Genomic DNA, 26,750 nt, shown 5'->3' with positions numbered 1-26,750 from the left:
TAAGTGAGGATTACCAATTATGACGATACTAAAAATATCAGGAGGACATCCTCTATATGGCGACGTCACCGTTGGCGGAGCTAAGAATAGTACGGTCGCTTTGATACCGGCCGCTATTTTGGCGGATAGTCCAGTGGAACTTGACATGGTTCCCGATATCTTGGATGTGCATAATCTCATGCTAATCCTCCAGTCGATGAACGTAACATCTGATTTTTCAGATGGTGTCTTAAACATTGATCCAACTAATATACTTGAGGGTGAGTTGCCTGGTAAGGCAATTAAAAGTCTACGTGCTTCCTATTATTTTATGGGAGCGCTTCTTGGCAAGTTTCATCGTGCCACGATTAGTTTCCCTGGTGGAGACAATATCGGACCACGGCCAATTGACCAGCACATTCGCGCCTTTAAGGCCTTGGGTGCAGAAGTCAATGAAAGTGATGATTCGGTTGATATTAATGCAACGGAAAATGGACTTCATGGGGCTTCAATTTTCTTTGACATGGTCTCGGTTGGAGCGACGATCAACACGATTCTAGCAGCGGTAAAGGCTGATGGGGTTACTACCATTAGTAATGCCGCTAAGGAACCGGAAATCATTGATATTGCATCGTTTTTGAATAGTATGGGAGCTAAGATCAGAGGAGCTGGGACCGACGTCATCAGGATTCAAGGCGTTGATCATCTCCAGGCCAAGGCGACGCATACGATTATCCCTGATCGAATTGAAGCGGGGACATACTTGACGTTAGCCGCCGCTGTTGGGAAGGGAATTAACGTTAAGAACGTAATTCCTGAGCATTTACAAGCCTACACGGCTAAGTTGATTGAAGCCGGCGTTCAATTAGAAGTTGGCGAAGACAGTATTTATGTTCCAAAGACTGGGAAATTAAATGGTATCGAGATTAAAACGGCACCATTTCCAGGATTTGCAACGGATTTACAACAACCAATTACCCCCATGCTGTTTAAAGCGGACGAGGATAGTGTGATTCACGATACGATTTATCCGGAACGTCAGAATCACATTGCCCAGCTCCAGAAGATGGGGGCTAATATCAAGGTCAATCCAACTGATAATTCAATTATTATCAGTAAGAGTGAGAACCTCCATGGGACAACCGTTCAAGCCGGAGAGATCCGCGCTGGGGCATCCTTGGTCATTGCTGGGCTGATGGCTAGTGGTAAGACCGTCATTGAAAATGCAGACAATATTTTACGCGGATATGATAATATTACTAATAAATTAACCAATCTACACGCTAACGTCCAGATGATTGACCAGGACGACTAACTCCTGGGTCCTATTGCGTACGTCAAAAAATAATGTTAAGCTATTATGGTTGATGTTATATTTGATAATCAATCTCTGAACTGTGTTTAGGGCAAAAGGAGCGAAATATTATGAAAAAAGGAATTCATCCAGATTTTCATCAAGTTGTTTTTCAAGATTCAAGTACTGGATTTAAGTTCATTACTGGTTCAACTGCAACCTCTGATGAAACCGTCAAAATGGACGACGGCAACACTTACCCATTAATCCGAGTTGAAATTTCATCTGATTCACATCCATTCTACACTGGTAAGCAAAAGTTCAACCAAGCAGATGGTGCGGTCGATCGTTTCAACAAGAAATATGGTCTTGCCGACAAATAATAATAAATAAAAAGAGCCAACTTCTAGTTGGCTCTTTTTTTGTCTAAATTTAGTTTACGGTCTTCTGTTCGTTTCTGGTTTCGTTTAATACTAACAAAAAGTTAATGAAGACAAGGATTGCGGTTGAAATGAACACACTTGAGTAATCAAACAAAGAAGAAACAATGGATCCGATGATGGGTCCGATACAGTTTCCAGCTGCTTGCATGGACTGGTTCCAGCTAAAAATCCGACCAGTAACGTTAGATGGGGTGTTTTTAGCTAAAATGGTTTGAACGGCAGGTAACATACAGGCGTTGGAGATTCCAATCAGAAATCTGAGTCCCATTAATTCCCAGACGTTGGTTACAAACGCCATGGGGATGTAGACCAAGATGGCAAAGATGAAACCGCCTAGCATAATCTTGGAGGTCCCGATTCGATCGCCTAATGCTCCCAGTTTGGGGGCGGCAAAAAGCGTGGCAATTCCCGGAACTGCGGCAACAATTCCACTGTAAAAGGTGACTTGAGGACTATTGTGCATGATTTCTTTTACGTACAGTGACAGAATGGGTGAAATGGAGAAATTAGAGGCTTGAATAATCAGGGTGGTCAAGAACATTCCAAAAATCAGTTTGACGTTTGAAAGTTCGAAAATAACCTGTTTGGTAGATAGGTTATCTTCTTTTGCAACCGGTTTAAAGTGTTCTTTAACGAAAAATAGCGTGACAAAAAAGACGGAAATGAGTAAACCACCAGTAATGAAGAAGGTAAGACGATAACTAAAGACAGAAGCTAAAATTCCGCCAATGAAGGGACCAAAAAGGGTTCCTGAGACGTTACCGGTGGTTAAAATTCCAAGGGCTTTCCCACTTTCTCGCTTTGGTACCTGAGTCGCAAGTAAGGCGTTGGCATTGCTCATGTATCCAGAGAAGATTCCTTGAATAAATCGAAGGGCAATTAACTGCCAAACAGCAGTAACAAAGCCCATCAATATTAGACAGATTGCCATTCCAAGTGATGCTCGTAAAAGCATCACTTTTCGTCCGTATCTGTCAGCCAAAGATCCCCAAATGGGGGAGACGACGGCGGTAACAATGAAAGAGGCTGAGAAAGCAAGCCCACTATAGATACTTAGTTGACTAGAATTATAGTGGCCTAGGGTAGCGATGAACAGGGAGAGAAAAGGCATGACTTCACTAAAACCTAATCCATTCATGAACATCCCAAACCATAGTGCTACTAGGTTTTTGTGCCATATTTCTGAAGGAACCGGATCAGAGATTTGGGCTTTATTCTGATTCAAATGATTCGCTTCCTTCCTGTTTGCTGTTATGATGTTCTTGCATGTACTTTAGCCACAAGGGCAAAGATTGATCCAGCATTTGATAGGTATCCTCAAATCGATGGGTATACCAAGGATCAACGATGTTGACTCCCTTTTTACCGGGAACAATGTCCATGCATAAATGAAGCTTATTCCATTGACTTTTGGGAATCATCTTTTTAAGATCACTGATATTGTAGTCATCCATGGTAATAATGTAATCAGCATTATCGATGTCGTAAGCGGTGATTGGATGGGATTGTTTCCCACTATAATCCAAGTGATGAGCGTCCATGGTTTTTTGAGCACCAGGATGAGGACGACTACCTGCCTCATCGTTTTCGGTGGCAGCTGAACTTACTGAATAATGATTTGAAAGTCCTTTATTTATAAGCATTTTTTTAAACATTGCTTCTGCCATGGGAGATCGACATATGTTCCCCAAGCAGACAAATAAAACGTTAGTTTTTTTCATAATCCACACTCCCGAAATTTAAATCGTTATTACTATACTAACAGTAATTGAACTTCATATATATAAAAATGAATGCTAATTATAACGTAAGAAAATGACGTGAGTTGGAAAAATGGTTATTAAAATCTTATTTTATGGTGAAAGGGGTAATAAGGATTGGAGCAAGACAAATATGTTAATTAACACAGTGTATTTTCAGGTTAATCCAGTTAAGAATTTTGCCTACAGTTGGGGAATTCTTCCGTCGGATTTTTTAAACGGAATTAAGAACGATCCCCAAAATATTATTTTATTAAATGATGATTATCGTTACGCAAATGATTTCAATATGTCCACTAAATTTGATTTAATTACCGGTCAAAATGAAATTAGAGAGTACATGATTAACAATAAAATTAGTACCAAGAAATGGGTTGATTTTAGAAACCGGGAGGATCTGGATTCTTTAAATGAGGATGAAATCGCAGATTTATTGTACTTGAGTCACATGGGTATCCCACTCAATCAAACGAGTCCATTTTCGGTTAAATTGAAGAATCAATTTGTGTTTTTGGGTGAATCCACTGGCTTTACAAAGGTATACATGCGTCATTTTAGTGTCATTAATCAAATTTTAGCTGTCTGCATTAAACGGCATCTAAAAAAGCAGTGGAACAGTAGACGAATGTTCGTAAAGTCAGTGCCGTTTAGGGATATCGACGAACGTACCATGACCAAGTTGTTAAAACTGGGAATTACGGGAGTTATTATTCCGTATGATATGATAGTTGTGAAGAGACCGAAGCTTGAGATTCCCTTAATGAGACACAAAAAACGATCTCCAAAGGTAATTTGGAACTCTTATGACCAGTTGAAAAGTGGAGCCTTTAAAGTTGGTCAAATTACTTATGATATTTCCACTAAAACGTGGGAACTTCAAAGAGACGTTGATGATGAGGGAGAATTAAACGATTTGGTTTAAACCAGCTGAGTCGCTTTTTTATTGATTTTTTTCTGATATACTTTAAATGCATTTACATCGAATTAAGAGGAGTTTTTGTTATGAAAATGAACCTTTTAGAGGTTGCAAAATCCGTTAATGGTGACTTGAATTCAAAAAAATACGAAAACGTTGAAATAACGGGAGTTTCGTTTGATAGTCGGAAGTTAAAACCGCATGATCTTTTTGTTCCACTCACTGGGAATCACGATGGGCACAATTTCATTGCTAGTGCCATCAAAAACGGGGCTAACGCAACGTTTTGGAATCAAAGTCGAATTAGTGATGTTCCGAAGGATTTTCCGGTTATTTTAGTCGATGACACACTAAAAGCCCTACAGGATCTCAGTCGACACTATTTAAATAAGATTAATCCTAAAGTAGTGGCAATTACCGGAAGTAATGGCAAGACCACTACGAAGGACATGATTGCTTCAATTCTTGCCACTCAGTTTAATGTTACTAAGACGCACGCTAACTTTAATAATGAGATTGGAGTCCCAATTACGATCCTTTCCATGGAATCTAACACAGAATATTTGGTGGTAGAGATGGGGATGGATCGACCCGGCCAACTTGACTTTTTAAGTAAGCTAGTTAAACCAGATATCGCCGTCATTACCATGATTGGGGAAGCTCACATTGAATTCTTCGGAACCCGTGCTAAGATTGCAGATGCCAAAATGGAGATTACCCATGGACTTAGGCCAGATGGGGTGTTTGTCTATGACGGGGATGAACCCTTATTAAACGAACGGGCTAAATCACTTGACGTTGAAAAGTTGACCTTTGGAAGAAAAGACACTAACGATATTTACCCAAAGGATGTCTATGACGGCGACCACGAAACGACGTTTAAGACCAATCGGTTTGGAAACATGAAATTCACCATTCCGCTAATTGGTGACTACAACGTCAACAATGCCCTTGCTTCCATTGAAGTTGGTGAACTAGCGGAAATCCTGCCGGCCAACATGAAATCAGCACTAGACCATGCCAGTTTTACTAATAATCGAACTGAATGGGTTAAGGGTCAAAATGGTGAAATGATTTTAAGTGACGTATATAATTCGAACCCATCAGCTCTAAAAGCCGTTTTAAAGGCGTTTCAATCCACTCATTTACAAGGGAAGCGAGTTGCAGTTTTAGGTGACATGCTGGAACTTGGTGATAAGGGAGTTGAGATGCATGAGGATATTTCTGATGCAATTGATCCGCAATTGATTAACCAGGTTTACCTAGTTGGACCACTTATGAAGTCTTTATATCAAATGTTGCAAAAAAAATATCCCAATCAAAATGCCCTTCATTATTATCCAATTGATCAGCTTGATCAATTAGCTAAAAGCCTAGACTCCCAGTTATCTACTGGGGATGAAGTCTTGTTAAAAGGGAGTCACGGAATTCACTTAGAACGAGTTTTAAAAGCGTTAGAATAGGTTCTTTGGTTTGTGAAATTAGGCCAGATGGTGTAATATGTTTTAGACACGTAAACGCTGAAGAATATAGAAATAAATGTGAATCAGACGATTTGCGCATTATGGAAAACGGATTTTTTCCAAGCAAATCATTGAATTCACAATTGTAGTTTCAATAGGAGGAACACATTTGAAGTTTAAAGATTTAGGACTATCTGATAGTCTATTAAAAGCCGTTGAAAAATCAGGCTTTGACGAACCCACTCCAATTCAGGCTCAGACAATTCCATTATTGTTAAAAGGTCAGGATGTTATTGGACAGGCTCAAACTGGAACTGGGAAAACAGCTGCGTTTGCCCTTCCAATCCTGCAAGAAATCGATCTGAATAATCCAGATGTGCAGGCACTTGTAATTTCACCAACTAGAGAACTTGCCATTCAAACACAAAAAGAGATGCAACGTCTTGGTGGCGTTGAAGGAGCTCGAGTTCAAGTAGTTTATGGTGGTTCAGATATTCGCCAGCAAATTAGAGATTTGAAGAAGAAGCCACAGATTGTGGTGGGGACTCCAGGACGAATTCTTGATCACATTAATCGTCGCACCTTAAAACTAGGACACGTTAAGTACTTAGTGTTAGATGAAGCCGACGAAATGCTTAACATGGGATTCTTAGATGATATTGAAAGCATCATTAAGAACATTCCAGAAGATCGGCAAACTTTGCTTTTCTCAGCAACCATGCCAGCACCCATCAAACGAGTTGGGGTTCAGTTCATGAGAGATCCAAAGCAGATCACGGTTAAGTCGAAGGAATTAACCACTGACCTAGTCGATCAGTACTACGTTAAGGTTAAAGATAACGAAAAGTTTGATACCATGACCCGTTTGTTTGACGTTCAAACACCCAAGGTTACCATCGTATTTTGTCGAACTAAACGACGAGTCGACGAAGTTTCTAAGGGACTGATTGCGCGTGGTTATCGGGCAGCTGGTCTTCACGGTGATTTAACCCAAAAACGGCGAACTCAGATTATGAACGAATTTAAGAACGACAAGATTAATTATTTAGTGGCTACTGATGTGGCTGCTAGAGGAATTGATGTTTCGGGTGTCACTTACGTTTATAACTTTGATATTCCCCAGGATCCAGAAAGTTATGTCCATCGAATTGGACGAACTGGTCGTGCCGGCCATCATGGTACCTCAGTAACGTTTGTCACTCCAAATGAGATGAGTTATTTAAGAGGAATTGAACGACTTACCAAGGTAAGGATGCTTCCTTTAAAGCCACCTTCAGAAGACGAAGCCCTTGCTGGTCAGTTAAAATTTGCTGAAGATGATATTGAAAAGTTAGTAAAGAAGACGGATACTGCCAAGTTTGAGCGGGTCGCAAAAAAGCTCCTTGAAAAGTATGACAGTGTCGATTTGGTTTCTGCTCTTTTGAATGACATGACAAGAGATCAGGTTAAGGTTCACATTACGGCCGAAAAACCACTTAAAAATCATGGTGGCTTTGGTGGTCATCGTGGTGGCGGTTATCGCGGTAAGAAAAATGACCGGAACAGTCACAAACGCTTTGGTAGTCATCGTGGTGGTCACGACTCAAGACGTCGTGATTCAAGAGGTCATAATGGTGGTAACCACGGTAAATCAAAGAATTTTGTCATTAAGAATAAGTAGCAAAGAGAGAGCCTTCTTGGTTCTCTCTTTTATTTAGAAAATTAATTTATTAAGTGTTATAATAATTATCAAAGAATAATTAGATAGTACTTTATTCGAGGAAGTATACGTTATGGCAGTGGGAAGAAATCGAAATGCACAACTAGTTATTGATGAAGATGCCATTTTTCATAACATTAGTGAGGAACGAAAACGATTGGATGCCAAGTCGGATCTATTCATGGTCGTCAAGGCTAATGCTTATGGACACGGTGCGGTTCAAGTGGCGAGGATTGCTAAACAAGCAGGAGCTACTGGTTTTTGTGTTGCCATTTTAGACGAAGCAATTCAGCTTCGAGAAGCTGGATTTGTGTCTGAACCCATTCTTGTTTTGGGTCTTTGTGACCTTTCAAATGTTCCATTAATTGCAAAGTACAATGTTTCGGTTACGGTGAGCTCGATTGATTGGATTAAGCAGGCAGCTAATTTAGCTGAACAACTGAAATTAAAGAACAAGATTAGGGTTCATTTGGCTTTGGATACTGGAATGGGAAGGATCGGACTCCAAACTGTTTCAGAAGTTAGAGATGCAATAGTTGAGTTGAACCGAACTAGCGAGTATATTGACTTTGAGGGAGTATTTACTCATTTTTCTACCGCAGATAGCGCTAATGATGATTATTTTAAGTATCAATTGGATAATTTTAACGAATTGATGACTGCGATTCCCGATAAACCTCGTTATGTTCACGTGGCAAATTCAGCTACTAGTATGTGGCATAAAGCAGCGGGTGGAAACATGGTCCGCTTTGGAGTGGCTGGCTATGGTTTGAATCCATCGGGGGTTGAGATTGCTTCACCATTTAAGTTGAAACCAGCACTGAGCTTTACCAGTGAGTTAGTTTACGTTAAAGAGGTTAATGCTGGTCGTTCAATTGGATACGGTGCAACTTATACATCCAACTCAAAGGAGTGGATTGGAACGGTTCCTGTTGGATATGCAGACGGAGTTCGTCGCTCGATGCAGGGATTTTCACTTCTAGTAGATGGACAGTATTGTCCAATTGTCGGAAGAGTATGTATGGATCAACTGATGGTGAAGTTACCACATCAGTTACCAATTGGAACGAAGGTGACCTTGGTGGGAACTGATCATGGTCATACTATTACTCTCCAAGACGTTGCCGACTATTGTCATACCATTCACTATGAGATTGCATGTGGGTATTCGGATCGATTACCACGGGTGTATAAATCAAGTAATCATTTGAAGTAACTATTTGTAAGGAGGAGTTCTCCATGACATACAAATACACGATTGATGCTATTTGGTCTCAGAAAAATGAAGAATATTTCACCAAACTAGGACTTTCTTTTGACAACCACAAAGTTGCCATGGACTGTGACTCGTTTGATAAAGACCCTCTAATTAATTCTTTAATTTATGGCTACTCAATCATGGCCAATCTAAATTCAATAATTGTTGATGAATATTCTCCATGTGAGGATGAGATTGCAAGACGGCTCTTTGACAATTATGAAGACGAGAAGTCACGGTTGTAAGTTTATTTATGCGGAAGGAATAGTCTATGGAAAACGTTGAAATTAAACGTGGCGATATTTTCTATGCAGACTTATCTCCAGTCGTTGGTTCTGAACAGGGTGGAATGCGACCAGTTTTGGTAGTCCAAAATAACGTTGGAAATCATTATAGTCCCACTGTGATTGTAGCCGCAATTACGGCTCGGATTACTAAGCCAAAGATGCCTACTCACGTGGGTATTACACCTCAGAATGCCGGAATTGAGAAGAGTTCGGTGATTCTGTTAGAACAAATTAGGACGATTGATAAGCAGCGTCTTAAAGATCATGTCACTCATTTAAGTAAAGATATCATGAGAAAAGTTGATGCTGGTCTTAGTTTAAGTCTAGGGCTCAGTCAGAGCACGCACGAAGTCTGATGATACATAAGATACAAAAAAGAACGTGGAATTATTCCACGTTCTTTTTTGTATCTAATTTTCTTCGATTGGAGTTTCTTTTGATTCTTGTTTTAGATCTTCAACTTCTGGAACTTTGAATCCCTTTCGTTCTAGAGCTGCAATGATGCGGTCCAGACGATCCTTAGTCACCTTAGACGGGAGGGTAAACATGGTTCGATAGACCGTTTTACCAGAACGATCAACTGAATCCAAGCTGATCACACTTGAAATGGCGGTATATCTAGTAATAATGTGAGCCATCTCTTCTAAGTCCCCACGTTCACCAGGTGAGACAACTGAAATCACGTAGCTACCAAATTTCACGTTCCATGATTGTGACAAGCTTTCCATCAATTTCGTGTGAGTTAAAATGCCATAAAAATTGTTGAACTCGTCAAGAACGGCAATGTATGGAAGATCCTTAATCGTAAAGAAGACCTTGAAAAAAGCTGAATTCAGGTTAACAAATTTAGTTTCGTTTCTAATCAGGGTCATAACCGAGTCGGACATCTTGCCGCCATCGGCTTCGTGTTTGTAGATGTGCATGCGATAAATGTTACCCTTGAAGGCTTTATGAGTGGCATCTAAAACGGGAATGCAACGAAAATGATTCTTTTCCATTAATTTTAATGCGGTGTCGAGATCAGTGTTTTCATCAACAGTAATCAGGTCACTTTTAGGTTTAACTAAAGATTGCAAAATCATGGCTAAGGCTCCTCACATAAGTAATTTCTAATTAATATTAACACAAAATAACTGGGAGCATAAAAAAACAGACATAAATGTCTGTTCTTTTTAAACTTATTTTTAAAGGTTGATGGTCTTCATACCTTTAGCAATGGTTTCTTTTAAAGTTTTAGCTGAAGCACTCATCTTGTCTTTTTCATCATCACTTAATGGAACTTCAAGGACTTTGGCAACTCCTGAAGCATTAACAATGGCAGGAGTTCCAATGTAAATATCGGACAAACCGTATTCACCATTCATTGGGGCACCGATTGGTAAAACGGTGTTTTCGTCTCTTAAAATGGCCTTTGAAATTCTCATCAAAGCAGTTCCAACTCCGTAGAAAGTAGCACCCTTCTTGTTAATGATGTCGTAGGCCTTGTTTCTAGTTTCGTCTTCCATTTTCAATAAGTCGTCCTTGCTAACACCATTTTGTTTAGCAAATTCAACCAACGGAACGTTTCCGATTGAAGCTTCATCAATATCAGCAAATTCTGAATCACCGTGTTCACCCATAACGTAAGCATTAACGCTTTGTGGGTTAACGTTTAACTTCTTACCAACGGCAACTTGGAAACGTGAGGTATCAAGTGATGTACCTGAACCAAAGACACGGTTTTTAGGAAAGCCAGAAATCTTTTGGGTTGCGTAGGTTAAAATGTCAACTGGGTTAGCAGCAATTAAGAAGATTCCATCAAAACCAGAATCAACAACTGGCTTAACGATGGTAGTCAAAATCTTCAAGTTTTTGTTAACCAGGTCAAGTCTAGTTTCACCGGGCTTTTGTGGAGCTCCAGCAGTGATCACAACTAAATCAGCGTCTTTACAGTCACTGTAGTCACCAGAGTAGATCTTTTTTGGAGAAGTGAAAGGTTGGGCATCTTCAAGGTCCAATGCGTCTCCTTCAGTTCTGTTTTTGTCGATATCAACAACGACAAATTCTTCGGCGATCCCTTGTTGCATCATTGCGAATGCGTATGATGAACCAACGGCACCATCACCAACTAAAACAACTTTTTCGTGTTTTTCAGCCATAATATTTCTCCCTTTTGAAATTAGTTTGTTCACAAACTGATTATATCATGAACGAATTTATTTATACAGAACCATATTCTTAATGGTACGGGATCAGCTCAAATCGTTAATCTATTATGATACAATAAACATGATTAAGCCGAGTGAGTAATTATTCATTTCGGCCATTTTGGGTTAATTAGAAGTAAATGGGAGACAATAGTAATGAAAATGATTGTGGGATTAGGCAACGTTGGTGCTGAATTTGATGGTACTAGGCATAACACGGGGTTTATGGTGGTTGATAAGTTTGCTGATCAAAACCAGATTACGATTAATAAACAAAAGATGGATGCCATGTATGGTACGGGAATAGTCAATGGTGAAAAGGTAATGGTAGTCAAACCAATGACGATGATGAATGATTCAGGGCGCGCAGTTCATCCCTTGATGCAATTTTTCAAATTAGATCTTGATGATTTAGTGATTGTTTACGATGACATGGATTTACCAGTGGGACGAATTCGGCTAAGAAACCACGGTTCGGCTGGTGGTCATAATGGAATTAAAAGTATCATTGCCCACCTTGGGACCGATCAGTTTAATCGGATTAAGATTGGAACCAGTCATCCCAAACGTGAAAGTGTTGTGAACTATGTCTTGAGTAAATTTAGTTTGGAACAACGGGCACCGTTTGCTGAAGCGGAGGATCATGCGGTTAAAGCATTAGACGAGTGGGTTTCTGGTACTCCATTCAGTAAGTTAGAAAATCAGTTTAATTAATTCGTATAATTAATAAAAGAGGAGATGAGTTTTTGAAGCTAGATGAAACGTTAAAAGAAATGCCACAGTATGAAAAAATCAGTTCAAACCTTGATCCTGATACCAAGCAACTGATCACTGGGACTAGTGGATCCGCTCGTACTCTATTATTAAAACAATTAATTAATGATAAGCAAAAACCTACGATATACGTAACCGATACGATGAACCATGCGGATCAAATTACCGAGTCTTTTAATGAAGTAATGGATTCAGATCAGGTCTTTGAGTTCCCGGCTGAAGAACTCGTCGCGGCAGAGATTGCAACCAGCTCTCCGCAGTATCGAGCTCAAAGAGTGCGGGCCCTAAACGCGCTTGAGTCAGGGAAACCAGTGGTGGTGATTGTTTCAACGGCTGGTCTTAAACGATATCTACCAGAGCCAGCTAGTTTTAATCAAGCCCAATTACACGTCAAGGTTGGAGACGACTTGGACCTTATAAAACTTCAACAACAGTTGGTTCAAATGGGTTACGAGAAGAAGAACATGGTTTCCGCTCCCGGTGAATTTGCTAATCGTGGGTCAATTTTGGATATCTACCCACTTAATTCGGACTATCCAATTCGGATTGATTTTTTTGATACGGAAGTGGATTCCATGCGTTACTTTGATGCTGCTACCCAACGAAGTGTGGCAAATATTGATGAGATTAGTGTGCTACCGGCTTCTGATTTTTTACCCAGCGAAAGCGATCGCAAGCATGGAATCAAGGAACTTTCCAAACGATTGAATCAAACCATCAAAGACGACGGAAATGACGTTTTAGTTGATAACATTCAACAGGTGATTGACGGGCTCAAAGGCCAATTGATTGACCAAAAATGGAGTGAGTATAGTCAGTTTATTTTTGAAAAGGAAACCTCAATTTTAGATTATTTACCTGAAAATGGGATGGTAGTCTATGATGACTACAGTCGCATAAGGGATGCCAATAAGCAACTTGAAAGTGACGAACAGAACTGGCGTGATTCAGTTGAAGATAATCATGAACTGTTTTCTGACCAGAAACTGTCGCTTAATTTTAGAACGGTTACTAGCAGTGACCATCATGCGACCCTTTTATTTTCTCTGTTTCAAAAGGGACTAGGGCGAATGAAGCTTTCTGACATCATCGACATCAAGGTTCACCCAATGCAGCGTTTTTTTGGACAAATGCCGATGTTTAAAGCAGAAATGCAACGTTATCAAGCTGAGAAACGAACCGTGGTCATTGCCGTTAGTGATGAAAAACGAGTGGAAAAGGTTTCGTCAACGTTGAGTGATTTTGGTGTTGATGCCATTCAATCAACCACTGATAACATTATTAAGGGAAAGACTCAGATTGTTTCAGCTAACCTAAAAAATGGCTTTGATTTGCCGGCCGCTAACCTAGCGATTGTTTCTGAATCAGATATGTTTAAACGGGTGAATGAACAAGGGAAAAAGAAACGAGTTAGAAGACAGACCTTTTCTAACGCAGAGCGAATCAAAAGCTATACTGATTTAAAACCCGGTGACTACGTTGTTCACGTTAATCACGGAATTGGACGATACGATGGGATGAAGACCATGGAAGTCGATGGCAGACATCAGGACTATATGACCTTGACCTACCAAAAAGGGGCCAAGATCTACGTCCCTGTTGATCAACTGAATTTGGTACAAAAATACGTTTCGTCAGAGGACAAACATCCAAAGATTAATAAACTTGGTGGAACGGAATGGGCCAAAACTAAGCGTTCGGTGGCTTCTAAAGTGGAAGACATTGCTGATGATCTGGTTGACTTATATGCCAAACGGGAGGCCGAGTCGGGTTATGCCTTTCCGGTTGATGATCAATATCAGGCTGAGTTTGAGCAGGCGTTTCCATACACGGAGACACCCGATCAGCTTCGAAGTACTGATGAAATTAAAAAAGACATGGAGAGTCCCCATCCGATGGACCGTTTACTGGTTGGAGACGTGGGCTACGGGAAAACTGAGGTAGCCTTGAGAGCGGCCTTTAAAGCCGTTGAAGCCGGGAAACAGGTGGCTTTTCTAGTGCCGACAACGGTACTAGCTCAACAACATTATGAGACCATGGTTGAACGATTTAATGGTTTTCCGGTTAAAATCGGAGTTCTCTCGCGTTTTGACACGCCCAAACAGACCCGCCAAACCATTCAAGACCTAAAGGACGGAAAAATTGATATCGTGGTTGGCACCCACCGTTTGCTGTCTAAAGACGTGAAGTTCAATGACTTAGGTCTTTTAATCGTCGATGAGGAACAACGATTTGGGGTTAAACACAAAGAAAAAATCAAGGAATTGAGGTCGGATGTTGACGTGTTGACGCTAACTGCCACACCAATTCCACGGACTTTGAACATGTCAATGATGGGCGTTCGTGACCTATCAGTCATTGAAACGCCTCCGGCTAATCGCTATCCGATTCAAACCTACGTGATGGAACAAAATGAGGGTTCGATTGTGGACGGAATCAGACGGGAGATGCAACGCGGGGGACAGGTCTTTTATTTGCATAATCGGGTTAAAGATATTGATCAGACGGTCGACAAGTTGCAGACCCTTTTGCCTGATGCGCGGATTGCTTCCATCAACGGCCAGATGTCCGAAAATCAAATGGAAGGTATCCTGTACGACTTTGTTAACGGAGATTATGATGTGTTGGTTACGACGACCATCATCGAAACGGGAGTTGACATTCCTAATGCGAATACCCTGTTCGTTGAGGATGCGGATCGGATGGGACTCTCCCAGCTTTATCAGATTCGGGGAAGAATTGGTCGAAGTAATCGAGTAGGACAAGCTTACTTTATGTACCAGCCAAATAAAGTGTTGACCGAAGTTTCTGAGAATCGACTAGAAGCCATCAAGGATTTCACTGAATTGGGTTCAGGATTTAAGGTGGCCATGCGTGATCTTTCGATTCGTGGGGCTGGGAACGTGCTCGGAAAGCAGCAGCACGGTTTTATTAATTCAGTTGGTTATGATATGTATACTAAGATGTTGTCTGATGCTGTCTCCAAGAAGAAGGGCCAGCATCGCGTGGTTGAAAAGTCTGATTCAAAGGTTGAACTCGGGATTGAAGCTTATCTTCCGGCGACTTACATTGAGGATCAGCAACAAAAGATTGAATTATACAAGCGAATCCGACAGATGGATAGTGAGGAACAATTTACCGAACTACAAAGTGATTTAATTGATCGGTTTGGTGAATATCCTGATGAAGTAGCTAATCTGCTTGAAATTGACCGCATTAAGATGCTTGCCGATTATGATCTGATTGATAAAATTCGCAAAGATCAAAATAATTTAACCGTTACCATGAGTAAGGTAGGAACCCAAAGATTCACTAGTAAGGAAATTTTGAAAGCCATTGCTGATACGGATTTTCGTTCCTCAGTGAAAGTGGTTAACGGGTGTTTTCAAATTAAGTTAGTTGTTCAACCAACGATGAAAGATGCCGATTGGTTGAAACAGCTTTATCAATTTGTCAAAAGCTTGAGTAAAATAAGATTGGATCAAGAAGAACATGAATCAAAAGACAAGTAAAAAGATTGTTAGTGGAACCTTGATCCTTTCGGTAGCTGCCATTATTTCAAAGGTACTAAGTGCTGTTTATCGGATTCCACTGGAAAATTTTGTTGGAAACGTTGGATTTTACATCTATCAGCAGGTTTATCCTATTTATGGGATTGGGGTTGCGTTTGCCTTGACCGGTCTTCCAGCGTTTGTTTCCAAGATGATTGTGGAACGGGAGACTGAAGAGGAGAAACAAACGTTGTTTTTCCAAATCATGGTGATCTTAATGATCATTTCGGTGGTTATTTTTGGCGGATTACAGTTATTTTCATCAGAAATTGCTGCTTTAATGGGAGACTTTGAATTAAAACCCGTAATTCAAGCGGTAAGCTGGATGTTTTTGTTGATGCCACTCTTAGCGGATGTGAGGGGGTACTTTCAATCTAGCATGCAGATGATTCCAACGGCGACTTCTCAAGTGGTAGAGCAGTTTGTGCGGGTTTCAATGATCATTGTGGTAGCCTATTTAGCATCCGTCCAGCATTGGAACTTATATAAGATGGGGACGTTAGCAATGTTATCGGCTCCATTAGCAGCGATTTTTTCAGCACTTATCTTGGGATATTATGCACGTGACATACTTGCTCATTTTCACTTTCAAGATTTGAAATTTAACTACCTGAAATTAGCGAAGCAAATCATCTTACAGGGTGGTGTGCTTAGTGTTTTAGCTGCTCTAATGGTGTTAATGCAGTTGGTCGATTCATTTACGGTAAAAAATGGGCTGGTAGTAAGTGGTGTAAGTAATCTAATGGCTCAGACCCAAAAGGGGATTTATGATCGCGCTCAGCCCATTGTTCAACTAGGATTAGTGATTGGAACGGCCATTTCTTCAACCGTCTTGCCACAGATGGCGTATTATCATCATGCTGGAAAAGAAAGGTCATTTAAGACCCTTGTAAACCACAGTATGCGCATTACACTGGTAGTGACGATGGCAGTTACCTTCGGACTGATTAGTATTATGCCTCAATTAAATCATCTCTTGTTTGGGAGTTATGATTTAGACATCACGCTTTCGGTATACTGTTTGAGCATCCTCTTCGCTACGATGGTGACAGCCCTTAACTCGGTTTTACAGAGTATTGATGACTTTAAAAGTACGGTGACCGCTATTTTGTTAGGTCTAATTTGTAAAATAATGATCACTAAGTGGTGCGTGATTCATTTCGGAATCATTGGTGCATCATTATCAACTATCATTGCTCTGTTAATCGTGTTATTAGTTAACTGGTATACTAGTCCAAAGCGGGTTCATGAGCACATTTTTAGTTGGAAGTTCCTATTAGAGGTATCATTAATCAGTATGGTAATGGTGATTGTCGTTGTTTTAACTGAATTCGGCTTGAACCACGTCCTTGGAGATACCAGTCGACTGGTGGATGTTATTAAATTAATGATTGTTATTCCGATGGGGGCATTCGTGTTTTTAGGAATGTGTCTGAAAGGAAAAGTTTTGACTGCTTCGGAGTTAGCGATGGTTCCAATTATGAAACGGTTTGTAGGAGATAAGCAAAAATGAGAATTGATAAATTTTTAAAAATTTCACGGATTATAAAACGTCGTCCAGTTGCCAAAAAGATTGCCGATCAAGGGCGAGTCTTTGTAAACGGCGAGCCAGCCAAATCATCAAGTAAGGTTTCGGTTGGCGATCAAATTCTGATTAAGTTTGGAAATAAAAATTTAACCGTAGAGGTGCTACAACTGTTAGATACCACCAAAAAGTCTGATTCAGACACGATGTATAAGACCATCAGTGAAACCTATGATCGTGACTATCGGGCTGAAAATGATGAATTAGAATAATTATTGTTGAATTAATATTATATTCTGGCTTTACATGTGGTACTATGTTCATATAAATTCGTGGAGGCATTCCTGATGAACAGAAATAACAACGTTGAATACTTGAATTCTGCTTCAAGGAAAAGTAAAGCAAACCAACATCAAAGAGATAATAAGAAGTTAAGTAAAAGAAGCAAGCGACTGGTTGCTCTCGTGGCAATATTTGCCGTGGCTTTTTTGGCGCTCGGGTGGCAAATTGTTAGTGGAATGAATCAAATTCACGGTGTGAATGCCCAAATTACCAGAAAAAAACAGGATTATCAGGTTGAAAAACAAAAAGAAAATGATCTTAATGAACAAATTAAGCTTTTAAATAACAAGAATTATCTTCAAGAATTGATGCGAGCTAAATATTATTATACAAAACCAGGCGAAACTGTTTACAGTTTCCCACAGAATAGTAAGATTGGTAATGAATAGAGGATTACTAGGATGTAATCTTCTTTTATTTTACTTTAAAGGATTATGTTATAATTAACACAACATTTATTAGGAGGAATGGCTTTTTTATGACAATTAAGGTTGGAGAGAAGGTCACTGGGAAAGTTTCAGGAATTACTAATTTTGGAGCTTTCATTGATCTAGGCGATCATAAGACTGGACTAGTTCATATCAGTGAGGTTTCTGATGGTTACGTAAAAGATATTCATGATATTCTGTCGGTTGGCGATGAAGTGACCGTTAAGGTTTTGAGCATTGGGGATGATGGTAAGATTGGTCTATCAATTCGCAAAGCTTCCGATCATCCAGAAAAAGAATCACATCAACATCATGGTGAACATAATCATGATGAGCATTCACACTACGGGCACTCAAATAACGGGAATCATGGACATCGCAGTGGCCGCGACAATCGTAATGGCCATAAGGGTAAGAATGAAAGCTTTGATGATTTGCTTTCAGACTTCATGAAAGAAAGCGAAAGTCGGATGTCCGTCATTAAGAAAAACACAGAAGGAAAACGCGGTGGTCGTGGTGGTCGTCGTAGTTAATGAACGAATAACTGGGCAGATTGCTCGGCTTTTTTGTTTTGGAGGTTAATTTGAATTTACGTAATCAAATTAATTCGTTGGTTAAGAAGAAACAGTGGTGGAAAAAAGACGAAAATGTTGTGATTGGGGTCTCAACTGGAGTTGATTCCATGGCTTTGTTAGATTTACTCCAACACTTAAAAAATTTTAAACCTCATATTATTGTTGCTCATGTTAACCACCATTTACGAAAACAAAGTGAGGTTGAAGAACGGTTTCTGATTGATTACTGTAAGAAACACCACCTTGATTTGCGGGTTGGCAATTGGAATCACGACCAGATTAGTAGTGGGGTGGAGAATCAAGCTCGTAAGTTTCGCTATCATTTTTTTGCGGAAGTCATGAATGATTTTAATGCTTCAGTCTTGTTAACGGCTCATCAAGAAAATGATCAAGCCGAGACCATCCTTATGAAACTCATTCGCAGTGGGAATTTGTTTGAGGTTCAAGGAATTAAAGAGAGTCATCCCTTTAATGGAGGAACGATGGTTCGACCATTACTACAGTTTTCGAAAAAATCCATCCGTTTGTATGCTAAAAATCATTCGTTAACATGGTATGATGATAAAACTAACTTTGAAAATACGGTCCTCCGTAATCGGATTCGCAACCAGGTTTTACCAGAATTAATTAAAGAAAATCCTAATGTTATCTCTCATTTTGCTAAGTTTGCTAGTAATTTGCAATCGGAACTCGACGGATCAAGTGGTTTCGCTCAAGCTGATCTTTTGAGACATGACTTAAAGATTAAAAGAGATTGCGTAAGTGCCGAGTACGATACAACGTCAATTAATCAACTTTCCATTTTACTTCGCACATTGTTAAAACAGTTGACGTCAACGGTTACTCTTTCTGATAATCAAATTACTGAAATTTTGACTTTAGTTAAAGATTTTGGAAAACCACAGGGGAAATTGCGAATTTCAAATGCTTATTTTTTTGAAAAAAGTTATAATAAAATCATGTTTTTTAAACAATCTCCTAACAATTACGATGATCACCGTGATGAAAGTTCGTTTGTGGTAGAATTAAACCAGTGGAACCGCAACGTTAACGGATTTAATTTTGGTATTTTTGATGAAAATCATGTTCCAAAGGGAAACTTTTGGCGTCGAAGTCATTTTGATTTGGCGGACTCTCAGTTTCCATTGTCCAAAAGAGCCTTTAAACCGGATGATACCGTTGAACTCAAGAATGGCGGTCATCAGAGTTTAAGAAGATTGTTAATTAATCAGAAAGTTCCAAGTGCCAAGCGACGTCACGTGCAAGTACTGGTGGACAGTAAGGAGAGTGTGTTGGCCGTCATTGGTTATAAGGAAAGCAAGTGGTTGCCTAAGGGTGCAACTCACGGGTATGAACTTTTAATTACGCGAAAGGATATAACAAATGAATGACGATATTGAGCGGGTCTTATATAGTCAAAAAGACATTGCTTCTGCAGTAAAAAGGCTAGGGAAGCAGTTAAGTAATGATTATCGAGACAAAAAGCCACTAGTAGTTTGTGTGCTGACTGGGGCAGTGCTATTTATGAGCGATATTATTCGCCAGATGGACATATACCTAGATCTTGATTTTGTCGATGTTTCAAGCTATAAGGGTGGGACTGCTTCAACCGGAAAAGTTGAGCTCATCCGTGATCTTGATGGTGATGTTAGTGGCCGTGATATCATTTTTGTTGAAGATATTATTGATACAGGACGCACCCTTCAATTTCTTGAGGATTTGGTTTCAGATCGAGGAGCTAATTCAATTAAAGTTTGTACCATTTTTGATAAACCTGAGGGAAGAGTTGTCCCTGCCAAGGCAGATTATGTGGGTTTTAACGTTCCAAATGAATTTATTGTCGGTTATGGACTTGATTACAAGGGTTTTTATCGTAACTTACCGTACATTGGAATTTTAAAACCTTCAATTTATTCGGCCTAAACGGTCGTCCATTTAAAGTAAAAGTGATAACATTCTATTTGTTATCTTTTCGAGAAATTAGATTGGGAGGCACAAATGAAAAATAATAAAAATGGGCTTTTTAAGAGTAGCCTATTTTATATCATCATCTTTGTGGTTGTCATGGGTGTGATTATGCTTGTCACTGGTGGTGGCAGCGGATCACAAAGCACTCAAACTCAGGGAATTCGTTCAAGTCAATTTACAAATGATTTGCAGACGAACAAGGTTAAAAACTTCTCTGTTCAACCTTCTGGCGGTGTATATAAAATAACTGGTCAGTACAAGAAGCCCCAAAATGTTAAGCAGAAAAATAACGGAATTCCGCTTAATTTTAGTAATGGAAAACTTACCAAGTCGAGCAACAATACTTACACTAAGGTAAATGGATTCACTACTAGCATTTTAAAGAATGACTCATCGGTTAGTCAGATTACCAAGTTAGCTAATAAGAATAAGGTGCCGATGAGTACTAAAGAAACACAATCGAATAGCTTTTGGTTAAACTTAGCAATCTCAGTTCTACCATTATTAATCTTCATTTACTTGTTCTACATTATGATGAAGCAAGCTGGTGGAGCAGGTGGTGGCGCTGGTGGTGTCATGAAAGTCGGAAAGAGCCAGGCTAAACCAGTTAAGAGTAATGTTAAGTTTAGTGACGTTGCTGGTGAAGATGAAGAAAAACAAGAACTGGTCGAAGTTGTTGAATTTTTAAAGGATCCAAAGAAGTTTACTAAGCTGGGTGCCGTTATACCAAAGGGTGTCTTGCTTGAAGGACCTCCGGGTACTGGTAAGACGCTGTTAGCCAAGGCGGTTGCCGGTGAAGCAAACGTTCCATTCTACTCATTATCAGGGTCTGATTTCGTTGAGATGTTCGTTGGGGTTGGTGCGAGTCGTGTTAGAGACTTGTTTGCTCAAGCTAAGAAGAATTCACCGGCCATCATCTTTATTGATGAAATTGATGCCGTTGGACGAAAACGTGGATCCGGAATGGGTGGCGGTCACGATGAACGTGAACAAACCCTTAACCAGTTGTTGGTTGAAATGGATGGTTTTACTGGTAATGAAGGTGTTATTGTCATTGCCGCCACGAACCGTTCTGATGTTTTAGACCCAGCCTTAACTCGTCCAGGTCGTTTTGATCGGAAGATCTTAGTTGGTCAGCCTGATGTTCGTGGACGAGAAGCAATTTTAAAAGTTCATGCCAAAGACAAACCACTTGCTTCTGATGTTGATCTTCATGAAATTGCTAAACAGACTCCCGGATTTGTTGGTGCTGATTTAGCGAACTTGCTAAATGAAGCTGCTTTACTGGCCGCGAGAAATGGTGATAATGAGATTAATGCGGCTGATATGGATGAAGCTGAGGATCGTGTTATTGCTGGACCGGCTAAACGTAATAAGGTTATTAACGAACACGAACGTCAAATTGTGGCTAACCATGAAGCTGGTCATACCATCGTTGGTTTAGTATTAAATGACGCTCGAGTTGTTCATAAGGTTACCATTGTTCCAAGAGGTCGTGCTGGTGGATATGCCATCATGCTGCCTAAGGAAGACCAACAATTGATCTCAAAGAAGAACGCTCAAGAACAATTAGCTGGGTTAATGGGTGGTAGAACTGCTGAAGAAGTCGTTTTCCATTCTGAATCATCTGGTGCTTCAAATGACTTTGAGCAAGCCACTAATCTTGCTCGTGCCATGGTTACTCAATATGGAATGAGTGACAAGATTGGAACCGTGGAACTCGAAAGTCCTAACCAAGATCCATACGCTGCTCCTAAGTACTCACAGGAAACCGCAGCTAAGATTGATGATGAAGTGAAGTACTTTATTGATGAAGCTCATGGTGAAGCTAAGGAGATTATTGAGGGTCATCGTGATCAGCACAAGGCAATTGCGGATGCGTTGCTTAAATACGAGACGTTGGATGAAAAGGAAATTTTGAGTCTCTACAAGACCGGTAAAATGCCTGAACATTCAACTAATAGTGATGAGTACCCTAGTGAAAATGAAACCTTTGAACAAGCTAAGAAAGCCATTGACGCTAAGGAGCACGAGCACGAAAAGAAACTTGAACAAGAAATTGATCATTCTGAAGAAAAACACGATGAAAATCATGATAGTAATTCAGATCACCAAGATTCTGATAATCAAGATCAATAAACGAAAAGAACGTTGGGATCAAAGCCCACGTTCTTTTTTAATCTAAGGAGGGAATAAAATGAATGATAAAAATGATGTATTAGTTAAGGCACTTACTAAAGATGGGATGTTTCGGGTTTACGGCTTAAACGCGACTGGAATTGTCAGTTATGTTCAAAAAATTCATGATACCTGGAGTACATCAACGGCAGCACTTGGAAGAACGATTGCTGCAACCTTGATGCTGTCGGCCTCAGTGTTAAAGGGAAAAGAAAGCATGACCGTTCGCTTAAATGGACGTGGTCCAGTCGGCGGAATGGTTATTGATGCTGATGCTAAGGGACACATTAAGGGATACATTCAGAATCCTCACGTTAACTTGCCACTCACAAAGGATGGGAAAGTTGATGTTTCTAAGGGTGTAGGAACGAATGGTTTTTTAGAAGTTGTTAAAAATCAGGGAACAAGTGAGCCTTACACTAGTGATGTTCCACTCGCAAGCGGTAAAATTGGTGATGATTTTACCTTTTATTTAGCAAAGTCAGAACAGATTCCATCAGCCGTTGGAGTTTCAGTTGACATTGACGGAGAAAACAACGTCCAAAGTGCCGGGGGATATTTGATTCAAGTCATGCCTGGTGCTTCTGACGAGGCAATTGATAAGTTGGAGCAGACTTTAAAGAATGCGCCCAGTATTTCGTCTATGTTAGAAAAGGATCCTAATCCTGATCACATTTTGGATGAGTTATTTGGTACGGATAATCTGGACGTTATTGATCATATGCCAGTCGAATTTGTCTGCAATTGTTCCAAAGAAAAATTTGCCAAAGACATTGCGGGAATTGGTAAGAAGGATCTGCAGCAATTGATTGATGAAGATCATGGGGCACAGGTTGTATGTAATTTTTGTGGTAAAAAGTATAACTTTTCGGAAGATGAATTAGTTGATTTACTGAATGAGAAGGATAAGTAGTATCAAAGAGCGTGCTGTCATACGGTTCGCTCTTTTTTGTACTGGTATGGTATTATATAAAATGTTTGGAAACAATTTAGATGAGGTGAAAAAATGGAGTGGAAAATTGGAAACGTAACGATTCCAAATCAATTAGTAGTAGCTCCAATGGCTGGAGTTACGAACTCAGCCTTTAGAATCATTTGTAAAAAGTTTGGTGCGGGATTAGTTGTCTGTGAAATGATTTCCGATCGTGGAATTATGTATAACAACAAAAAAACGTTAAGCATGGTTAACGTTGATCCTAATGAACACCCAATGAGTATTCAGATTTTTGGTGGAACCAAAGAAACTTTGGTGGAGGCTGCTAAGTTTATTGATCAGAAGACGGCTGCTGATATTATCGATATCAACATGGGTTGTCCCGTAAATAAGGTCGTTAAGACCGATGCCGGGGCTAAGTGGCTCCTTGATCCTGATAAGGTTTATGAAATGGTGTCATATGTAACTGCTGCCGTTAAAAAGCCAGTAACGGTTAAGATGCGAACTGGTTGGGATGAGGATCATGTTTATGCGGTGCAAAATGCGCTTGCTGCTGAGGCGGCTGGGGCTTCTGCTGTTGCGATGCACGGTCGAACTAGAAAACAAATGTATACCGGTCATGCTAACTGGGAAATTTTAAAAGAAGTTGCCGATGCATTGACGATTCCGTTCATTGGAAATGGTGACGTGACTACTCCACAACAGGCTAAACAAATGATTGATGAAGTAGGTTGTGATGCAGTAATGATGGGCCGTGCCGTTGAAGGAAATCCCTGGATTTTGAGGCAAACTGAGCACTATCTAGCAACTGGCGAATTAATCTCGGAACCAAGTGTTGAGGAAAAAATCAACACTGCTAAGGAACATTTGCATGGGCTGGTTCGAATTAAGGGTGAATACGTTGGACCAAGACAATTCAGAGGTCAGGCAGCTTATTACTTGAAAGGAATTTCTCATTCGGCTCGAACCAAAGTGAAGTTAAACAATGCTGAGTCTGAAGCAGAGATGGACCAGATCTTCGATGATTTTCTAGAAAAAGATGCGATGAGAAACGCACGGAAAAATGCATAATTACGGTGCTTAACTATGTTATTATGAATGTAAGTTACTAGTTTGGGGGATTTGAATTGGCACAAGAGAAGAAAATGAATGACCAATTAAAAGTTCGTAGAGAAAAGATGCAAGAGCTACGAGATGAGGGAATTGATCCTTTTGGTCATGCCTTTAAGCCAACTTATTTGGCAAAAGATTTAGACAAAGAGTTTGATAAGTACGATAAGGAAGAATTAGAACAAAAAGATGTCAAGGCTACAATTGCTGGGCGAATGGTAGCTAAACGGGGCAAAGGTAAAGTTGGATTTGCCGATATCCTTGATCGTTCGGGTAAAATCCAGGTTTACGTTCGAAAAGACGTTGTTGGAGAAGAACAGTATCATATCTTTAAACGTGCTGACATCGGGGACTTTCTTGGCTTTACTGGTGAAGTAATTAAGACAGACATGGGGCAACTAACCGTTCGTGCGACGTCCATCACTTTCCTATCAAAGGCACTTCGTCCACTTCCTGATAAGTATCACGGATTACAAAATAAAGAACAAAAGTATCGTCAGCGATACCTTGATTTAATCTCAAATCGTGATAGTTTTGAGCGTTTCCAGAAGCGCAGTAAAATTATTAAGGCAGTTCGAAACTTCTTGGATAATAAGATGGACTTTACTGAGGTTGAGACCCCAGTATTACACACTACTGCTGGTGGAGCATCCGCTCGTCCATTTATAACTCATCATAATGCTTTAAATATTGATTTATATTTGCGAATTGCACTGGAACTTCATTTGAAGCGTTTGATTGTAGGTGGCATGGGACGTGTCTACGAGATTGGCCGTGTGTTTAGAAATGAAGGGATGGATAAGGAACACAATCCTGAATTTACTGAACTTGAGACCTATGCTGCATACTTTGATTTTCATGATGTAATGGATGAAACCGAAGGAATTTTTAGAGCCGCTGCCAAAGCCGTTAGTGATAATGGTAAGGTTACGTATCAGGGTGAAGAAGTTGATTTGAACCAAGAATTCGATCGAATTCATATGGTTGATGCCGTGAAAAAATATACGGGAGTTGATTTTTGGCCTAAGATGTCGGATGATGACGCTAAGAAGTTGGCTGATAAACACGGTGTGCACTATGAATCATACTGGAAAGTTGGTCATATCATTAATGCTTTCTTTGAACAGTTCGTTCAACCAAAGCTAAAGAAGCCAACGTTTGTCTATGGTCATCCAATTGAAATTTCTCCTTTGGCAAAGAAAAATGCTGATGACCCAAGATTTACGGACCGTTTTGAATTATATATTCTTGGTAATGAATATGCTAATGCTTTTTCTGAATTAAATGATCCAATTGATCAACGTCAACGTTTTGAAGCTCAAGCTAAGGAACGTGAAGAGGGGAATGATGAAGCTCAGGGTATCGATGAAGACTTTATCGAAGCACTTGAGTATGGCATGCCTCCTACAGGTGGATTAGGAATTGGAATTGATCGCTTGGTAATGCTTTTAACTGACGCACCATCCATTCGTGATGTTCTCTTGTTCCCAACTATGAGACCAGAAGATAATTCTGATAATCCACAGGATAAAGATAATAAAAAATAGATTTGTTTGATAGAAAAAGAGATGATTTTAATCATCTCTTTTTATTTGTACAAAAATGATTTGAAACATTGTTAGAGTAGCTTTTGTAAAGATTGATCACTTGTACGATTACGTTCATTTATTAGATGGAAAATGAAAGTTGAAAAAAGTTTGACCTTTTTTGACCAAAAGTGTTGACAAAGTATTTGAGCGCATGTATAGTAGTAAATGCTCAGTGAGGGAGAAAAATGATTTTATAATAATTAATAAGTCACTGATTATGAACTAAGTTAATTATCATAAATATTGCTCTTGCACTAAAGTGCAAAATACTGTATTATATTTGATGTTGCAGTAATGATTTTGCCGATTGCTAACAAATAAATTTAAAATAATTGAGTTTATCTGTTGACATTGAAAACACAACGTAGTATAGTTATACATGTTGCGTTAAGGAAGAATCAAACAGCAACAATTAAGAGTAGATCTTTGAAAACTGAACAAGATTTTGATTACAAGTGTAAGGTAATTTTAAGTTGTAGAACTTAAAATTA

Annotated in this window: 24 protein-coding genes; 20 read left to right on the top strand and 4 right to left on the bottom strand. The window is 39.7% G+C overall.

Annotated features, from left to right (window positions below; translation table 11 throughout):
- Window positions 1–19: 19 nt before the first annotated feature.
- Together murA and AC6UD4_RS04025 are read left to right on the top strand one after the other, a co-directional pair.
- The gene (gene murA / locus AC6UD4_RS04030) at window positions 20–1,294 is read left to right on the top strand and encodes a UDP-N-acetylglucosamine 1-carboxyvinyltransferase (protein WP_500693988.1); all 1,275 of its coding nucleotides are present in this window, start codon (window positions 20–22) and stop codon (window positions 1,292–1,294) included.
- A gap of 110 nt (window positions 1,295–1,404) precedes the next feature.
- Window positions 1,405–1,656, top strand: a complete 252-nt coding sequence (locus AC6UD4_RS04025; RefSeq protein WP_500693987.1) for a type B 50S ribosomal protein L31 — start codon at window positions 1,405–1,407, stop codon at window positions 1,654–1,656.
- A 49-nt stretch (window positions 1,657–1,705) separates the two neighbouring features.
- On the opposite strand, the gene AC6UD4_RS04020 is transcribed toward AC6UD4_RS04025, so the two are convergent.
- Together AC6UD4_RS04020 and AC6UD4_RS04015 are read right to left on the bottom strand one after the other, a co-directional pair.
- Window positions 1,706–2,941: a multidrug efflux MFS transporter gene (locus AC6UD4_RS04020; protein WP_500693986.1), complete on the bottom strand. Its 1,236-nt coding sequence runs from the start codon at window positions 2,939–2,941 to the stop codon at window positions 1,706–1,708.
- Window positions 2,928–3,437 carry a low molecular weight protein-tyrosine-phosphatase gene (locus AC6UD4_RS04015; RefSeq protein ID WP_500693985.1) on the bottom strand — a complete coding sequence of 170 codons (510 nt, stop codon included), beginning with the start codon at window positions 3,435–3,437 and terminating at the stop codon, window positions 2,928–2,930. Before AC6UD4_RS04015 ends, AC6UD4_RS04020 begins: the two co-directional genes overlap by 14 nt.
- Before the next feature lie 172 nt (window positions 3,438–3,609).
- Here AC6UD4_RS04015 and AC6UD4_RS04010 point away from each other — a divergent pair, with 172 nt between their 5' ends.
- The 6 genes from AC6UD4_RS04010 (at window position 3,610) to AC6UD4_RS03985 (ending at window position 9,455) form a co-directional block, all read left to right on the top strand.
- The gene (locus AC6UD4_RS04010) at window positions 3,610–4,398 is read left to right on the top strand and encodes a hypothetical protein (protein ID WP_500693984.1); all 789 of its coding nucleotides are present in this window, start codon (window positions 3,610–3,612) and stop codon (window positions 4,396–4,398) included.
- Window positions 4,399–4,478: 80 nt separating this feature from the next.
- Complete coding sequence (locus tag AC6UD4_RS04005) at window positions 4,479–5,855, top strand: UDP-N-acetylmuramoyl-tripeptide--D-alanyl-D-alanine ligase (protein ID WP_500693983.1); 1,377 nt, start codon at window positions 4,479–4,481, stop codon at window positions 5,853–5,855.
- 169 nt (window positions 5,856–6,024) lie between these two features.
- Complete coding sequence (gene cshA, locus AC6UD4_RS04000) at window positions 6,025–7,515, top strand: degradosome RNA helicase CshA (RefSeq protein WP_500693982.1); 1,491 nt, start codon at window positions 6,025–6,027, stop codon at window positions 7,513–7,515.
- Window positions 7,516–7,627: 112 nt separating this feature from the next.
- Window positions 7,628–8,770: an alanine racemase gene (gene alr / locus AC6UD4_RS03995; protein ID WP_500693981.1), complete on the top strand. Its 1,143-nt coding sequence runs from the start codon at window positions 7,628–7,630 to the stop codon at window positions 8,768–8,770.
- A 23-nt stretch (window positions 8,771–8,793) separates the two neighbouring features.
- Entirely contained in the window at window positions 8,794–9,057 is a 264-nt protein-coding gene (locus AC6UD4_RS03990) for a hypothetical protein (protein WP_500693980.1), read from the top strand.
- Between the two features lie 26 nt (window positions 9,058–9,083).
- Window positions 9,084–9,455 carry a type II toxin-antitoxin system PemK/MazF family toxin gene (locus tag AC6UD4_RS03985; RefSeq protein WP_010022835.1) on the top strand — a complete coding sequence of 124 codons (372 nt, stop codon included), beginning with the start codon at window positions 9,084–9,086 and terminating at the stop codon, window positions 9,453–9,455.
- Between the two features lie 54 nt (window positions 9,456–9,509).
- Here the strand turns inward: AC6UD4_RS03985 and cbpA are convergent, their stop codons facing one another.
- Complete coding sequence (gene cbpA, locus AC6UD4_RS03980; RefSeq protein ID WP_500693979.1) at window positions 9,510–10,181, bottom strand: cyclic di-AMP binding protein CbpA; 672 nt, start codon at window positions 10,179–10,181, stop codon at window positions 9,510–9,512.
- 102 nt (window positions 10,182–10,283) lie between these two features.
- Window positions 10,284–11,237, bottom strand: coding sequence for an L-lactate dehydrogenase (locus tag AC6UD4_RS03975; protein ID WP_500693978.1), 954 nt, complete (start codon window positions 11,235–11,237; stop codon window positions 10,284–10,286).
- 204 nt (window positions 11,238–11,441) lie between these two features.
- On the opposite strand from AC6UD4_RS03975, the gene pth reads away from it, so the two are divergent.
- From pth to lysS, 12 genes are all read left to right on the top strand, one after another.
- On the top strand, window positions 11,442–11,999 hold the full coding sequence (pth, locus tag AC6UD4_RS03970; protein ID WP_500693977.1) for an aminoacyl-tRNA hydrolase: 558 nt from the start codon (window positions 11,442–11,444) through the stop codon (window positions 11,997–11,999).
- A 32-nt stretch (window positions 12,000–12,031) separates the two neighbouring features.
- Window positions 12,032–15,571: a transcription-repair coupling factor gene (gene mfd, locus AC6UD4_RS03965; protein ID WP_500693976.1), complete on the top strand. Its 3,540-nt coding sequence runs from the start codon at window positions 12,032–12,034 to the stop codon at window positions 15,569–15,571.
- Window positions 15,552–17,123, top strand: coding sequence for a putative polysaccharide biosynthesis protein (locus AC6UD4_RS03960; RefSeq protein ID WP_500693975.1), 1,572 nt, complete (start codon window positions 15,552–15,554; stop codon window positions 17,121–17,123). The genes mfd and AC6UD4_RS03960 overlap by 20 nt, the downstream gene beginning before the upstream one ends.
- The gene (locus AC6UD4_RS03955; protein ID WP_500693974.1) at window positions 17,120–17,407 is read left to right on the top strand and encodes an RNA-binding S4 domain-containing protein; all 288 of its coding nucleotides are present in this window, start codon (window positions 17,120–17,122) and stop codon (window positions 17,405–17,407) included. The genes AC6UD4_RS03960 and AC6UD4_RS03955 overlap by 4 nt, the downstream gene beginning before the upstream one ends.
- Window positions 17,408–17,482: 75 nt before the next feature.
- The gene (locus AC6UD4_RS03950; RefSeq protein ID WP_500693973.1) at window positions 17,483–17,866 is read left to right on the top strand and encodes an FtsB family cell division protein; all 384 of its coding nucleotides are present in this window, start codon (window positions 17,483–17,485) and stop codon (window positions 17,864–17,866) included.
- Between the two features lie 89 nt (window positions 17,867–17,955).
- The gene (locus AC6UD4_RS03945; RefSeq protein ID WP_500693972.1) at window positions 17,956–18,438 is read left to right on the top strand and encodes a S1 domain-containing RNA-binding protein; all 483 of its coding nucleotides are present in this window, start codon (window positions 17,956–17,958) and stop codon (window positions 18,436–18,438) included.
- Window positions 18,439–18,488: 50 nt separating this feature from the next.
- Window positions 18,489–19,871, top strand: a complete 1,383-nt coding sequence (gene tilS, locus AC6UD4_RS03940; protein WP_500693971.1) for a tRNA lysidine(34) synthetase TilS — start codon at window positions 18,489–18,491, stop codon at window positions 19,869–19,871.
- Window positions 19,864–20,403, top strand: coding sequence for a hypoxanthine phosphoribosyltransferase (gene hpt / locus AC6UD4_RS03935; protein ID WP_500693970.1), 540 nt, complete (start codon window positions 19,864–19,866; stop codon window positions 20,401–20,403). Before tilS ends, hpt begins: the two co-directional genes overlap by 8 nt.
- Window positions 20,404–20,478: 75 nt before the next feature.
- On the top strand, window positions 20,479–22,587 hold the full coding sequence (gene ftsH, locus AC6UD4_RS03930; protein ID WP_500693969.1) for an ATP-dependent zinc metalloprotease FtsH: 2,109 nt from the start codon (window positions 20,479–20,481) through the stop codon (window positions 22,585–22,587).
- Window positions 22,588–22,645: 58 nt separating this feature from the next.
- A complete protein-coding gene (hslO, locus tag AC6UD4_RS03925) occupies window positions 22,646–23,539 on the top strand; it encodes an Hsp33 family molecular chaperone HslO (protein WP_500693968.1) in 894 nt (297 codons plus the stop codon).
- Window positions 23,540–23,632: 93 nt separating this feature from the next.
- On the top strand, window positions 23,633–24,631 hold the full coding sequence (gene dusB / locus AC6UD4_RS03920) for a tRNA dihydrouridine synthase DusB (RefSeq protein WP_500693967.1): 999 nt from the start codon (window positions 23,633–23,635) through the stop codon (window positions 24,629–24,631).
- Window positions 24,632–24,687: 56 nt separating this feature from the next.
- The gene (gene lysS / locus AC6UD4_RS03915) at window positions 24,688–26,217 is read left to right on the top strand and encodes a lysine--tRNA ligase (RefSeq protein WP_500693966.1); all 1,530 of its coding nucleotides are present in this window, start codon (window positions 24,688–24,690) and stop codon (window positions 26,215–26,217) included.
- The last annotated feature ends 533 nt before the right edge of the window (window positions 26,218–26,750 follow it).

It is taken from the genome of Fructilactobacillus sp. X3R5C2 (genome assembly GCF_059901175.1).
This window is presented reverse-complemented; position numbering and strand designations above follow the sequence as displayed.